The organism is Bradyrhizobium sp. NDS-1, from assembly GCF_032918005.1.
Classification (GTDB): Bacteria; Pseudomonadota; Alphaproteobacteria; order Rhizobiales; family Xanthobacteraceae; genus Bradyrhizobium; species Bradyrhizobium tunisiense.
Genome location: NZ_CP136628.1, coordinates 5940927 through 5954363, shown reverse-complemented (window position 1 = coordinate 5954363; position 13437 = coordinate 5940927). Strand labels below are relative to the sequence as shown.

Genomic DNA, 13437 nt, shown 5'->3' with positions numbered 1-13437 from the left:
CAATCGGGAAACTTGCCCAAGAGAGAAGCCGGTTTGCTCGACAGCGCACGGAGGGAAAGATTTTGATTTTGCAGTAGCGAATTCAGCGGCTTCCGCGCGGCATCCAGGCCGCTTCCAGCGATCAGGTTCCCCTTGACGGCGCTGCAACTAAGGCGGAGGATTACGTTTCTAGGGTGGCAATGGAACGATGGCGCTCGTGCCAATAGACCGCTCAAATTCGAGGTAAACGTCTCGCAATCATGGCTGAGGGCTCCGGCAGCGCTGGTCGCGATTCGCGTCGAATCTCCGGATCAAACCAGTGGCTGGATTAATGTCCGACACCATTCACACGCTCTCGACGACCGGTATGACGCCGAAGCGCCAGATCCAGAGCTGGATCGACGGGCTGACGAGCCTGTGTGGGCATTTCGACGTCGACCCGCTGGAGGCGTCCTCGCTCGAAGGCCGCATCGACTACACGAGCGTCTCGCGCCTGAAGCTCTGCCAGATCGAGGTGAGCCAGCATCGCATCGCGCACACGCTGGCACGCGCCAAGGCCAATGAACACCCCTACATCAAGATCCACTTCCAGACCTATGGCGTGTCCTATTTCGAGCAGGAAGGCCGCCACATCGAAATCAATCCCGGCGATATCATCGCCTATGACGTCTCCTGCCCGCATTCGATCATCAGCCCTGCCTTCACGCGTCACGACGTGGTGATCGTGCCGAAGGCGCTGCTGCGCGACCGCGGATTCCCGTCGCAGCGGATGCCCGCCTGCAAGCTGACGTCGAAGACGGGCACGGGGCGGATCGCACACGAGTTCGTCCATGCCACGTTCGACGAGGCGGCCAAGCTGTCGGCGAACAGCGCGGTCGGCGTCGCTGATTCGCTGATCGACCTGCTACTGCTGCCGTTGCGCGAAGCGGACACGATGTTCGACCGGGTCGGCCCCGAAGCGATGTATGTGCGCGCGCAATTCTTCATCCGCGAGCATCTGCGCGACCCGGATCTGTGCATCGACCAGATCTCCGCCGAGCTCGGCTGCTCCAAGCGCTATCTGCACATGCTGTTCTCGGAGCGTGGCACCACGGTGAGCGACTACATCTGGCAAGCGCGCTTGCAGAACTGCCGCCAGGAACTCGAGGCTCACGCCGGCAAGACCATCACCGACGTCGCGTTCTCCTGGGGCTTCTCCAGCTCATCGCATTTCAGCCGGGTGTTCAGGAAATACTTTGGCGTGGTGCCGTCCTCGATCCACAAGGCGCAGCAGGGCACGGCGAGTTCGGGCGAACACTAGCCGCTTTCCAGCGAATGCTCCACGCGACAATCGTCGGGCCGGTCGCGCGGACGGCGACGTTTCACGCGGACGAGGCGACATAGGGAATGCCGGCCACGAGGGCGACGAGCGCCACCGCGTTCCCCAGCATTCCGCTCCAATGCAGCCGGCGCAACCGACGCGGCGCATCGGCATCCCCGGCCTCCCTTGCGCTGAGCTGGTCGTCCACTCTTTGCATGAACCAGCGGCGTCCCCAGATCGCCACGGCAGCGATCATGCCAACGCCCAGCGCGGCAAGCAGGCGGCCGTCGAGGAGGAGCGCCACGGTTCCAATGATGCCGGCGACGCGCATCACCAGAAAATGGGCGTTGAACATTCCGCGCAGCAACTGGGCGACGGGCTGGATATCGAGCTTCACCAGCAGGAAAGCGGGCGAGGCCAGCGTGAAATAGCTCATCGGAAACAGCAGGATGATCATAACGGCGACGGCGACTGCATCCGGTGTCATGCGATCGGCCTTCCTGTCCGCAGAGGTGTGCAATCATAGCGGGAAAACGCGCTTCCGACACTAGGCTTTTGGTCGGAAGTCGCGACCTCGAAGGGCGCCGGCGCGGCGCGTTACGCTTCGCCCCGAGACTCAGGCCGGCTCGAGGCCGAGCGACTTTGCGCTCTCGATCCAGATCGGCAGTTCGCGCTGATACAGTTCGTTGGTCTCCTTGAAGCCGATCGCGGGCTCGAGCACGAAGGTCGTGAGAACCTCCTTCACTTTCGGATCGTTGTTGGCCGCGACGCAGAGCTCCGCCAGGCGGTCGACGATCGGCTGCGGCGTTGCCTTGGGCAAGGCCCAGCCCGAAAAGCCGCTCACGGTGAAGAATTTCGAGGAGGCGCCCTGCTCCGGGAGGGTCTTGATGGCAGGGATCGCGTTGACCTTCTTCGAATGCACCGCGAACACGGTGCCGCGGTCGCTTTGCAGCACCGACTGTGCTGCGGTGTAGCTTCCCATCGCGGCATCGAGCGTGCCCTCGAGCATCCCCGTCCACATCGGAGCCTCGCCGCGGTAATGGACCGGCTCGATGTTGAGGCCGTACTGCTTGTTGAGTTCGTTGATCGTCATGTGCGGGGCCGAGCCCGCGCTGTAGGTCCCGAAGTTCACCCTGCCGCTCTTGCGGGCGAATGCGACGAAATCCTCCAGCGTCTTGACCCCGGTCTTCGGGTTCGCCACCAGCAACAGGCCGGCGCCCGGAATGACGCTGACGAGCGTCAAGTCCTTGTCCATCTCGTAGCCGGGATTCTTCATCACCACCCGGTTCATGATGTAGGTGGTCGAGATTGAGCACAGGATGGTGTGGCCGTCGGGCTCGGCGCGGGCGACCTCCGCCGTGCCGATCGCGCCGGAGGCGCCCGGCTTGTTCTCGACGACCACAGGCTTGCCGACCTGCTTGGAGATGAATTCGCCGTAGGCGCGCGCGAGCAGGTCGGTCTGCCCGCCGGCGGGATAGCTGCAAATCATGCGAATCTGCCGCGCCGGCCATGTGCCTTGTGATGCAGCTTGCGCAGAGACGCTGCGCGAGATGAAAGGCATTGCGAATGCGCCGGCTCCGGCGGCGATGAAGTGGCGGCGATCGATTTTTGTGGACATGATTCTCTCCCGGTTTTGGGCAGGGTACTGCACCAGGCTGGTGCTGCCACGGGCCTCAGGCGAGACAGATTGGCGCATTCGCTGCATCATCCGTCATTCACGGGATGGGTGCGGCACGCGGACCCGAATCCATTAGAGCGCAGCCTCGGTTGCGAGCAATACCGCATGGGTCACGCTCTGCGCCGCAACGCCAAAAGGGTGTTTGCTGCGCGTCCGGCACCAGAGAGCCTCACCGCTGAATGATCTTCGTCCAGACGTCGCCCAGAATCGCGGGCTCGCGCGGTGGCAGGTAGGTGAGGCCGGCCTGCCTGCCGAGTTCGGCGATCCTGCCCTCGGCCGCGAGGGCGCTCAGCGCCTTGTTGACGGCGTCGATCAGTGCGCCATCGCCGGCAAGCCCGACATAGCCGCGATTGGCGCCGATCGGATAGTAATAGCCGGAGGCCTTCAGCGTACTGTCGGGGTGTGCGGCGCGATGAGCGTCGAAGCGCGCGAGATCAATCAGTGTCGCGTCATGGTCGCCGCGCTGGAGCGCGCCCAAGAGATCGTCGCGGCCGGGGACGAGATGGGTGATGCTGTCGATCAGCCGCCCCTTCTCGAAGGTCATCAGGATGGCGTCGCCGAGCGAGCCGCTTTCGACGACCAGACGGAGCCCGGCGAGATCGCCGATGTCGCCGATCTTGCGGCCGCTTGCCTTCGGCCCGAGTACCACCGTCATCGGCGAATAGACGTAAGGCTGGCTCGGCGCGAGCACGCCGAGCGTGACGCGGCGCCGGCGATCGTCGCGTTTGGCCCCGGCGAAACCCGGCAAGCGCGCCGTCTTCATTCCTGGGACGACGAGCGAATCCTGGGTCAGCGCATAGCCGCCGACGAGCGAGCAGCGCCCATCGGAGAGCAGCGCGTTGGCTTCGAGCTGTGGGCTCGCATCCTCGTCCAGCTTGCTCTCGAACCACTGGATCGTCAGCGGCCGTCCGAGCCGCTCCGCGATCGCCTGAGCCAGGAGCACGTCGAAGCCGGCATCCGGCTTGTCGCGCTGATGCATCGAGAGCGGCGGCCGGTCCTCGTCGAGGCAGATTTTCAGAGGATCGTCGGCCGCAAGAGCGACCGATGCCATCATCGACAGAACAGCCGAGAGACTCCATGCGATATGCCGGCCCCTCATGGCTTTCTCCGGCTCGAGATGAAGGCCCAGAGATCCCCGATCTGATCGTCGCTGAGGATGTCGCCCCAGGGCGGCATCTTGTTGTTCTTGCCGTTCTTTACCGTGGTGACGAAGCGCGTCCTGTCGTCGGGGATGGCGCGCAGATCCGGCGTGATGGTGCCGGAGTTCATCAGGTTCGGCCCGTGGCAGTGCGAGCATTTCTCGGCATAGGTCGACTTGCCGTGGTCGATCTGCGCCTGCATGGGATTGCCGGTCGGCTCGTCGGCGGCACGAACGATCGCCGCAAGCGCGACCGTCAGCACCAGGGCGGCGGCGAAGGTCGCCGCCGTCCTGTCAAAAATGTCTCTCAGCATCATGCCGGGGATTACTGCTTGACCGCAAAGACCCAAAGCGACCCGCCGGGCGGCACTTTGGCAAGCCGCTCGTCGCCGGAGAACAGTGAGTAGACGCCGCCATAACCGCTGGTCACCGCGACATACTGCACGCCGTCCTGCTGCCAGGTCACCGGCTGGCCCTCGATGCCGGACCCGGTCTGGAACTGCCAGAGCTTCTTGCCGGTGTCGGCGTCGAAGGCCTCGAACTCCCCGGTCAGGGCGCCCGAGAACACAACGCCGCCCGCGGTCGACAGCACGCCTGAGAAGCGTGGAATGTCGCTCGGCGCTTCCCACTTCGACTTACCCGTCATCGGGTCGATGGCCTTGAGGTGACCGCGCGGTCCGTCCCCGAACTCCCAGGGATCGGTCAGGTCCATGCCGAGATACCATTCACCCTGCTTGAAGGTGACGGGCTCGGCCTTGTACTTGCCGCCGAAGTTGAGCGTGTTGGCATAAGCGAGGCCGGTCTGCGGATTGAACGACATCGGCTCCCAGTTCTTGCCGCCGAGGATCGAGGGATAGACCGTCACCTTCTTGCCCTCGCGCGCCTCCTTGGCGACGTCGGTCTCGATCGGACGGCCCGTCTTCATGTCGACGCCGGTCGCCCAATTCACCTTCACGTAAGGGTTGGCCGCCAGCAGCTTGCCGTTGGTGCGGTCGAGCACGTAGAAGAAGCCGTTGCGGTTGGCATTCATCAGCGTCTTGGTCGGCTTGCCCTCGACGTTCACATCCGCGAGCACCATCTCGGCGACCGCATCGTAATCGAACGGATTGTTCGGTGAGAACTGGTAGTGCCACTTGATCTTGCCGGTCTTGGGGTCCATCGCCAGCACGGAGCAGGTGTAGAGATTGTCGCCCGGGCGCACCGCTGAATTGAACGGGCCGGGATTGCCGATGCCCCAATACACGGTGTTCAGCTCGGGGTCATAAGAGCCCGTGATCCAGGTCGAGCCGCCGCCGAGCTTCCAGGTGTCGCCCTTCCAGGTGTCGCCGCCGGGCTCTTCCGGTGACGGGATCGAATGGGTGCGCCACAGGTGCTTGCCTGTCGCCGGATCCCAGCCGTCGATGAAGCCCCTGGTGCCGAACTCGGCGCCGGAGACACCGGTGATGACGACGCCATCGGCGACCAGCGGGGCCACCGTCATCGAATAGCCTTCCTTGATGTCGGCGGCCTTCTGACGCCACAGCTCCTTGCCTGTCTTTGCGTCAATCGCAACCACGTTGGCATCGAGCGTCGTGCGAAACAACTTGCCCTCGTGGATTGCGACGCCGCGATTGATGATGCCGCAGCAGACGATTCGGGGCGTCTCGGCGGGATATTCGATCTTGCTCTTCCAGATCTGCTTGCCGGTCTTGGCGTCCACCGCCATGGTCGCATTGTGCGAGGTCACATAGATCACGCCCTGATAGACTATGGGCTGGGATTCCTCGCTGCGATCGTCGTTGAAAGAGTAATTCCAGATCGGGACAAGGTTCTTGACGCTGTCCTTGTTGATCTGGTTCAGCGTCGAGAAGCGCTGCAGATGGTAACCCATCCCGTAATTGAGAACGTTCGATGTATCGGTCGCGCCTTTGACCAGTTGCTCGGTGGTCTGTGCGCTTGCACAAGTCGATGCAAGCATGACGAGGCTCGCGGCCATCGCAAAGCGTTTCATCCGTTCCTCCCAATATGCGCGCCTTTTGACGCTGCGGAAGCAAATCTCCGTCGGAAACCAAAACGCGTCAATACGAAAGTCGCAGATGTCGTGCCGATATCGTTGAATGCGATTGTCGGTCACCTCACGGAAACCGGCTCCGCTTGCGTGGAGACGCTGGGAAATTCCGCACCACGAAGCACCTCCGATTGAACTGGTCAGGGCGAGCGTTCCGTTTCCGCGAGTTGCAGCGCGCGCAAGTTGCATTTCGGACTTGAACCGGGAGCCGCTTGGGGATTTATCTCGTTGCTGCCCCGGCTTGCACCGGGGGGCTTTGTCTGGGAGGACTTGATGATTTCGCGCCACTCGATTGCGCTTGCGCTCACGATTGCATTGTTGTCCGGTCCGGCTTGGTCGGCCTCCGGCAACGCGGTCAAGTTGTTCGATACCGACAATGACGGCACGCTCGATCTTGCCGAGGTGAAGAAGGCGGGTGCCGCATTGTTCGCAAAGCTCGATCCCGATCGCGATGGCACGCTTGACGCGCGCGAATTGCGCGGACGATTGACGGCGAAACAACTCGCCGCCGCCGATCCCGACCGCGATGGGACGCTGACGCTCGACGAATATCTGTCGGTGGTCGAGCAGCGCTTCAATGCGGCCAATCCGGACAAGGATGGAACGCTGGATGGGAAGGAGCTGAACGCGCGCCCGGGCCGAACGCTGCTGCGATTGTTGCAGTGAGTGCAACGGAACAGGACGGGGCGGGTGGCTTTTGCGAGCATTTCCGCTCCGAAACTCGGAACATCGGGCAGCTCGGCCTGTTCTCTTCGCGATGTCCTGCCTGGCGCCGGGGCGGCGCGGCGGGAGAAGAGGAGATGCAGATGAACACGAAACGTTCCGTTCTTGCCGCCTGCGCGATCCTGATGTTGAGCGCCGGCGCTGCCATCGCAGGCCCGTGCAACACGGGCAGCGCCAGCACCGACAAGGATGCCGGTTCTGGTCCGGTCACCGTAGGCTCGGCGCAGTCGCACTCGTCCAGCCCGGCGAGCGACAGCAGCCAGCATCCGCCGACCAGCACGATGAATCGCGCGAGCGGTGAAACGCCGGCATCATCCGAAGATGCGCAGCGGCAAATGCAGAGCCAGCCGACGGCGGCTCAGCGGGCCGACGGTGCGAAGCCGGACGCCTCGATGGCCGACAAGGGCTGCTGACGGCGCAGTGTCGTCGGTGTCGATTCGACGCGGTGCGTCGCACAAGGCAGTCACTTGGCAGCGTCTTGCAGGTCGTGTTTGACCAAGAGAGAACTGGCTTTGTCCCAGAGAGAAATGCCGTCGCGAAGAATCGACACAGACGCGCTCGACAGCCGAATCGAGGCTTGAACTGCAATTGACGCAGCCCTAGGTTTTGCGCCGCGCGATGTCGCGCTCAATACCTTGGGAGACCCCGAATGGCTTGGAAAGCTCCGAAGATCGTGGAAGTGCCGGTCGGCATGGAAATCAACATGTACGCCTGCGCTTCGCGCAAGTAAGACTGACGACCTGCCGCGGCTTCGATGGCAAACGCCGTCGGAGCCGTGGTAGTGTCAGGAATGCGCGCGAGAGCCAATAGCTTCTGCACTATTGCTGCCTGTACGGTCGCGCTTTTACCCGTATGCGTCAGCGCCGAGGAAGGCTTCGATACCGAGCACATCTTCGGCTTCATGATCGGCACCGATGTCGGCAATCCCGGCGAACGCGAATTCCAGACCCAGACGACTGGCCGCCTCGGCAAGGGCGGCACATATCGCGCCCTCGAGCACGAGTTCGAGATCGAGGTCGTGCCGCTGCCGAACTTTCGCGTCGAAGTCGGCGGCACCGCCAGCTTCCACGACATCACCGGCGTCCCCGATATCGACGACCGCCGCCAGCTCAACTTCCAGGGCGCTTCGCTCGACCTGCGTTATCGCCTGCTCGACCGCGAGCGCGCGCCGTTCGGTCTCACCATCGCCGCCGAGCTCCATGGTGACCGCATCGACGAGACCAGCGGTGCGAAAGGGCGGATGTACGGCACCGAACTCACTCTCGCCATCGACCGCGAGCTCATCCCGAACTTCGCCATCGGCGCCCTCAACCTGATCTATCAGCCGGAATGGGCGCGCTTCGAGATGGCCGGAGTGTCCGAGAAGAGCTCGACGATCGGGGCGGCGTTTGCCGGCCTGGTGCGCCTGCGGCCCAATGTGCTGCTCGGCGGGGAGCTGCGCTACTTCCGGCAATATGAAGGCATCGGCCTTGGGGAGTTTTCCGGCCAGGCGCTGTTCGTCGGCCCGACCGCCTATTTCCAGCTATCCGAGCGCTCACGGCTTACCCTGAGCTGGAGCATGCAGGCCTGGGGGCGTCCGGCCGGTTCATCCGCAAATCTCGACCTCGTCAATTTCGAGCGTCACCAGGCCCGGATGGTGTTCGGGGTGAATTTTTAGCTCGGGAAATCGTCATGCCCGGGCCTGTCCCGCCTGCACGGCCGAAGCCGCTTCGCCGCGGCGAAGGGCCAGGCATCCACGTTCAGTTCCCGGCCTGTAATCGCTCGCCCAGACCTGAAACTTCCCCCTCCGTGGAACGTAACCTTTCGTGCTAAACTTGTTCGCCCTTGCGAGAGGATCCCGGCATGAACCCGATTGACCTGGTGGTGACCGTGTGTGCGGTGCTCTCGCCCGCGACCTGCGAGGAGCAGCATCTGATGTTCAACTATAGTGGGTCGCCGCAGCAATGCGCCATGGCCGCGCCGCCTTATATCGCGCAATGGGTCGAAGAACACCCGAAGTGGCAGGCGGTGCGGTGGCGCTGCGAATACCCCCGCCCGAACGACAAGGCGTAAGGCGCAACGGCCTGTTCGAGCGTTTGACCTATTTGGTGCAGTCCTTCAGGTCCTTGTCGGCGATCGAGAACACTGCGTCCGCCCTGATCTCGATGTTGCGAACGACGCACTGCCGCGCGCTGGGATAGCTGACCTTGGCGTCGTAGCGGCCCGGCTCGACGCCGGTAATGCGCAGCCGCTCGTCGTGGTCGACCTCCTTGTCCTTGTCATTCAAACACAGGTTCGGGCCCCAGTCCGCCTTGCCGGCGGGTGAGAGCTGGAAGCCGGAGATCGTTTCCGTCGTCAGGTTCCAGAGCCTGATGCCCTTGCCCTTGGCTTGCGCCAGCGCCGCACCCGGCACTGCGACCAAGAGGATGCCGATCGCAATCAGCCTAAGCCGCATTGGTGAACCTCCCTCGACAACGTTTGCTTCAGTTGACCACGAGTTTTCATTTCGATTCAAGCTGCAAGGTTGGGAGCTCCGCCCTGATCCTGCCGAGTTCGGCCTCACTGCGCATCGCGCGCGGAATGGCAATCGGGACTTCCTGCACGATGCGCGCGGGGCGCGGCGACAAGAAGAACAGGCGGTCGCCGAGCCGGATCGCATCGTCGAGACTGTGGGTGACGAGCAGCGTCATCACCGGGCGGCTCGCCACCAGCGTTGCGATCTCGTCGCGCAAGCGGCCGGCGAGCGCGTCGTCGAGCGAGGCGAGGGGCTCGTCGAGCACCAGCAGATCGGGCTCGACTGCAAAGGCGCGGGCGAGCGCGACGCGCCGGGCAAGGCCAAGCGACAACTCGCCGGGAAAGTGGCTGCGGTGCGCGTCCAGCTCGAGAATTCGGAAAAGCTCCGACAGCTTTGCCTCGGTCACGTTTGGCGCCGCCAGCCGCACATTCTGCTCGACCGAGCGCCACGGCAACAGTCGCGGCTCCTGGAACACCATTCCGATCCGCGCCTGCGGTGGACGGGCGACATGGCCCCTGAAATCGCCATCGAGCCCCAGGATGATACGCAGCATCGTGCTCTTGCCGCAGCCCGAGGGGCCAATGAGCACGCCGACCTCGCCAGGGTTAAGCACGAATTTGAGCGGCGCCAGCACCTCGTGCATCCCGCCGGCGGCACTTTTGAACGTCTTGCCGGTAATTTCGACCTCAAGCCGCACGGGGCCGCCACCGTGTTGCGCGGGCTTCGAACGGCTGCACCAGCAAGGTTTCGATCACGAGCACGACCGCGGCGAATGTCAGCGAATAAGCGAGCAGCCGCGGCGTGTCGAACAGCTGAAAGGCGACGCCGATCTCGAAGCCGACGCCGTTCGGACGCCCAAGCAGCTCGGCGACCAGTACGATCTTCCACACCAGCGACAGTCCGGAGCGGGCCGCGGCGGCGATATAGGGCGCAAGCTGCGGCAACACGACATGGCGGAATGCGCGCCAACGCGGCATCGCGAACACGCTCGCCATCTCGTCGAGCGAGCGGTCGAGCGCGCGGGTGCCCTCGCGCAAGGTGACGACCGCCGTCGGCAGCTTGTTGATGGCGATCGCTGCGATTGCGGCGGTCTCGGTCAGTCCGGCCCAGATATAGGCCAGCACGATCACGACCAGCGCAGGCAGGTTGAGCAGCAGGATCAGCCAGGGATCGCCGAGCCGGTCGGCGAGCCTGACCCGTCCCATCAGATAGCCGATCGCGCTGCCGAGCGACATCGCCAGCACGAAGGCGAGCGTGACCCGCGCCAGCGTGGCGCCGAGATGCAGGAACAGCGCGCCCGATGAGGCTTCCGCGATCATCACCTCGAGCACGGCCGGCGGGGAGGGCAGCTTTGCGCCACCGACGAACAGTGCGGCAATCCACCAGGTCACGAGGAACAGGGCGAACGATAGAAGACGCAGCACCTCAGTCTCCGGGCACGGCGTGATAGAAGGTGCCGGGATCGAGCTCGGCGGCGGGGCCGACGAGGTCGCGGCCGCCGATCTCGGCCAGCACGCGGTAGAGCACGCGCGCATCCTTTTCTTCGTCCTCGATGCTCCGGCGCGGAATGCCGTCGCGATAGCGGTCGCGATAGGTCTTGAGCAGGGTGGCATCGCTGGTGCCTGTCAGTGGCGCGATCTTGTCCCAGGCCGCATCCGAGCTCACCAGCAGCTGCTTGGCCTTGCGGGTCATGGCGATGAAGCGCGCCACCGCTTCGCGATGGCTGGCGGCCCAACGCTCGTCAAAGACATAGCCGACCGCCGAGACAGCGCCCTTGGCTCCAAGCTTCGGCAAGATGTCCTCGATGCCGGCGAGGCGCCTAAAACCCTTGGCTTCGAGCTGGGCGCAGAAATTCCAGAAATTGAGGCTTGCATCCATCTCGCCGTCCAGGGATTTGGCGGCGATCAAGGGCGGAGCGCCATAGGCGATAGTTGCCTCCGTCTTCAGGTCGATGCCGTCCTGCTTCATGCGCGCCTGGAGCAGCAGCCAGCTCTTGTCGATGGCTCCGCCGGCAACCGCGAGCTTGCGCCCCTTCAGGTCGGCGAGCGACTTGATCGGCGACGAGGCTGGGACCATCACCGCGCCAAGCGCGCTGGAATAGGGATAGAAGGTGAGCTTGGCGCCGAGCGCCCGCTCGCGCGACACCCACAGCCAGTCCGACAGGATGATGTCGGCGCCGCCTGCGCGCATGGCGATCTTGCCGGCCTCGGTGCTCGCGAGCTCGGAGACTTCCAGCGAGAGGTCCGCTTCCTTGTCGAGACCGTTCGCGCGGATCGCAGCCAGCTCCCAGGAGAATGTTCCGGTTTTCTGCACCGCAAGGCGAATGGTATCAGCGGCGCGCCCGGGCGCGGCCAGCGTCAGCGCCAGCGCCGTTGCGAGCGCCAATGTTCGACCAAGTGCCCTTGTCACACCGAGTGCTCTCATCACCTTGTGAGCCGTTTCCTCTGACAGAGTGCTTTTCAGGACAATACGCATAGCATAGCTTTGGTCGCAACCAGCGGGAGGATGCGCATGAAACTGGCCGGACAGCTACGACCGATTGTCGCCGCATTGACGGTGCTGGCGGCGACGGTGTGCGTGGCGCGGGCCGAGGAAGCCAATGATTATCCCACGTCGGCGCGCGCGGAGTACGTTTATGGCTGCATGAAGGCCAATGGCGAGAGCCGGCAGTCGATCGAGCAATGTTCCTGCTCGATCGACGTGGTGGCCTCAATCGTCCCTTATGAGCGCTATGTTACCGCGGAGACCGCGCTCAGCATGTCTCAGGTCCGCGGCAATCTTGGCGTTCAGTTCCGCACCTCGGAGCAGGCGAACACGGCGGTGAATGATTTGAGGCGGGCGCAGGCGGAGGCTGAGGTGAGGTGTTTCTAGTTTGCGACCGTCCCTCGTGGAGGGCATCGCCGCCGGTTGATTTTCAGACTGGGGGCAGGGGTCCGTCTCCCGCCTTCATGCGCATCGGGACGCGCGGAGCCAGCCCCCTCATTCGGCGCACGCCACCTTCTTCCACAAGGGGGAGACGGGAAGGGGCACTGAGTTCGTCTCCGCCTACCCCCGCCTCACGCTCGCCCCGCCGTCCACCGGCAATGTCACGCCGGTGATGAAGCCCGCTTCGTCCGACGCCAGGAATAGTGCGGCATTGGCGACATCCCATCCGGTGCCCATTTTCTTGCGCAGCGGCACCTTGCTGTCTCGTTCGGCTTCGACCTCGGCGCGGGTCTTGGACCATTCGCGGGCACGGGTATCGACCGCCATCGGCGTATTCATCAGGCCGGGCAGGATGACGTTGGCCCGGATGCCGTACTCGGCGTTCTGGTAGGCGAGCTGTTCGGTAAACGCAATCATCGCCGATTTCGTCGCCTTGTAGGCGACGTAAGGATAGGTCGTAATCGCGGCCATCGAAGAGATGTTGATGATGGCGCCACTGCGCTGCGTCCGCATGATCGGGACAACTTCTTTTGCCGCGAGAATGCAGCTCTTGAGATTGATGGCGACCACGCGGTCGAACGCCTCTTCGGTCAGTTGAAGCAGCTCCGCATCGCCGCCGGACAGGCTGACGCCGACATTGTTGTGCAGCACGTCGATGCGGCCCCAGCGCGACTGCGCGTCCGCCACCATTGCCTTGATGTCGGCAGCTTTGGTCACATCGGCTTTGAACGTCGCGGCCGTTCCTTGCTTTGCCGTGATCATCGCAACCGTTTCCTGGGCCGACTCCAGATGATGATCGACGCACAGGACCCTCGCGCCTTCGCGCGCGAAGGTCAGCGCGGTGGCGCGGCCGTTGCCCATCCCTTCGCCGGGGCTCTGGCCGGCTCCGACGACGATCGCGACCTTGTCCTTCAAGCGCATCTCATTTCACTCCCCGGCTCTCGTCCTGTTCATCCCATTAATTTCGTGCAGACTAGCAACGGCCCTCAGCGGCGAGAAGGGCGCCGCTCCTGCGTTCATGTCATTGACATCACGTGGAATTGCATAATGCAGCCGGTCCGCCGTGCGTCGTCGACCCCAGTGGTTCAGGAACCGTTCCGAAGTCGCCGCGTTTGTTGCGGAGCCTTTCCCGCGCTAGGCTGTGTCCCGGGGC

The 13437-nt window shown here is 63.7% G+C and carries 17 protein-coding genes; 7 read left to right on the top strand and 10 right to left on the bottom strand.

The window, feature by feature from the left end:
* Positions 1–310 precede the first annotated feature (310 nt).
* Positions 311–1279 (top strand): helix-turn-helix domain-containing protein, encoded by a 969-nt coding sequence (locus RX330_RS27740; protein ID WP_212080995.1) that lies wholly within the window; start codon positions 311–313, stop codon positions 1277–1279.
* 61 nt (positions 1280–1340) lie between these two features.
* Here the strand turns inward: RX330_RS27740 and RX330_RS27735 are convergent, their stop codons facing one another.
* The 5 genes from RX330_RS27735 to RX330_RS27715 form a co-directional block, all read right to left on the bottom strand.
* Positions 1341–1766 (bottom strand): hypothetical protein, encoded by a 426-nt coding sequence (locus RX330_RS27735; RefSeq protein ID WP_317240583.1) that lies wholly within the window; start codon positions 1764–1766, stop codon positions 1341–1343.
* 129 nt (positions 1767–1895) lie between these two features.
* Positions 1896–2897, bottom strand: coding sequence for a Bug family tripartite tricarboxylate transporter substrate binding protein (locus RX330_RS27730; RefSeq protein ID WP_317240582.1), 1002 nt, complete (start codon positions 2895–2897; stop codon positions 1896–1898).
* A gap of 229 nt (positions 2898–3126) precedes the next feature.
* A complete protein-coding gene (locus RX330_RS27725) occupies positions 3127–4056 on the bottom strand; it encodes a substrate-binding periplasmic protein (protein WP_317240581.1) in 930 nt (309 codons plus the stop codon).
* Positions 4053–4409, bottom strand: a complete 357-nt coding sequence (locus tag RX330_RS27720) for a c-type cytochrome (protein WP_212081841.1) — start codon at positions 4407–4409, stop codon at positions 4053–4055. The genes RX330_RS27725 and RX330_RS27720 overlap by 4 nt, the downstream gene beginning before the upstream one ends.
* 11 nt (positions 4410–4420) lie before the next feature.
* Entirely contained in the window at positions 4421–6085 is a 1665-nt protein-coding gene (locus tag RX330_RS27715; protein ID WP_212080999.1) for a methanol/ethanol family PQQ-dependent dehydrogenase, read from the bottom strand.
* 330 nt (positions 6086–6415) lie between these two features.
* Here RX330_RS27715 and RX330_RS27710 point away from each other — a divergent pair, with 330 nt between their 5' ends.
* The 5 genes from RX330_RS27710 to RX330_RS27690 all read left to right on the top strand — a co-directional run bounded on the left by RX330_RS27710 (position 6416) and on the right by RX330_RS27690 (position 8917).
* A complete protein-coding gene (locus RX330_RS27710) occupies positions 6416–6808 on the top strand; it encodes a calcium-binding protein (protein ID WP_317240580.1) in 393 nt (130 codons plus the stop codon).
* 140 nt (positions 6809–6948) lie between these two features.
* Positions 6949–7278, top strand: coding sequence for a hypothetical protein (locus tag RX330_RS27705; RefSeq protein WP_317240579.1), 330 nt, complete (start codon positions 6949–6951; stop codon positions 7276–7278).
* Positions 7279–7514: 236 nt separating this feature from the next.
* Positions 7515–7595 (top strand): pyrroloquinoline quinone precursor peptide PqqA, encoded by an 81-nt coding sequence (gene pqqA, locus RX330_RS27700; RefSeq protein WP_008562446.1) that lies wholly within the window; start codon positions 7515–7517, stop codon positions 7593–7595.
* A gap of 24 nt (positions 7596–7619) precedes the next feature.
* Complete coding sequence (locus tag RX330_RS27695; RefSeq protein ID WP_317240578.1) at positions 7620–8522, top strand: hypothetical protein; 903 nt, start codon at positions 7620–7622, stop codon at positions 8520–8522.
* A 185-nt stretch (positions 8523–8707) separates the two neighbouring features.
* On the top strand, positions 8708–8917 hold the full coding sequence (locus RX330_RS27690; RefSeq protein ID WP_212081003.1) for a hypothetical protein: 210 nt from the start codon (positions 8708–8710) through the stop codon (positions 8915–8917).
* Between the two features lie 28 nt (positions 8918–8945).
* On the opposite strand, the gene RX330_RS27685 is transcribed toward RX330_RS27690, so the two are convergent.
* The 4 genes from RX330_RS27685 to RX330_RS27670 are packed head-to-tail and all read right to left on the bottom strand — an operon-like array spanning position 8946 to position 11783.
* Entirely contained in the window at positions 8946–9299 is a 354-nt protein-coding gene (locus RX330_RS27685; RefSeq protein ID WP_317240577.1) for a hypothetical protein, read from the bottom strand.
* A 46-nt stretch (positions 9300–9345) separates the two neighbouring features.
* Positions 9346–10056 (bottom strand): ABC transporter ATP-binding protein, encoded by a 711-nt coding sequence (locus RX330_RS27680; RefSeq protein ID WP_317240576.1) that lies wholly within the window; start codon positions 10054–10056, stop codon positions 9346–9348.
* Positions 10046–10783 (bottom strand): ABC transporter permease, encoded by a 738-nt coding sequence (locus RX330_RS27675; protein WP_317240575.1) that lies wholly within the window; start codon positions 10781–10783, stop codon positions 10046–10048. Before RX330_RS27675 ends, RX330_RS27680 begins: the two co-directional genes overlap by 11 nt.
* A 1-nt stretch (position 10784) precedes the next feature.
* The gene (locus tag RX330_RS27670; protein WP_317240574.1) at positions 10785–11783 is read right to left on the bottom strand and encodes an ABC transporter substrate-binding protein; all 999 of its coding nucleotides are present in this window, start codon (positions 11781–11783) and stop codon (positions 10785–10787) included.
* 87 nt (positions 11784–11870) lie between these two features.
* Here RX330_RS27670 and RX330_RS27665 point away from each other — a divergent pair, with 87 nt between their 5' ends.
* Complete coding sequence (locus RX330_RS27665; RefSeq protein WP_212081008.1) at positions 11871–12230, top strand: hypothetical protein; 360 nt, start codon at positions 11871–11873, stop codon at positions 12228–12230.
* Between the two features lie 174 nt (positions 12231–12404).
* Here RX330_RS27665 and RX330_RS27660 read toward each other — a convergent pair whose 3' ends face one another.
* Positions 12405–13205 (bottom strand): SDR family NAD(P)-dependent oxidoreductase, encoded by an 801-nt coding sequence (locus RX330_RS27660; RefSeq protein WP_317240573.1) that lies wholly within the window; start codon positions 13203–13205, stop codon positions 12405–12407.
* Between the last annotated feature and the right edge of the window lie 232 nt (positions 13206–13437).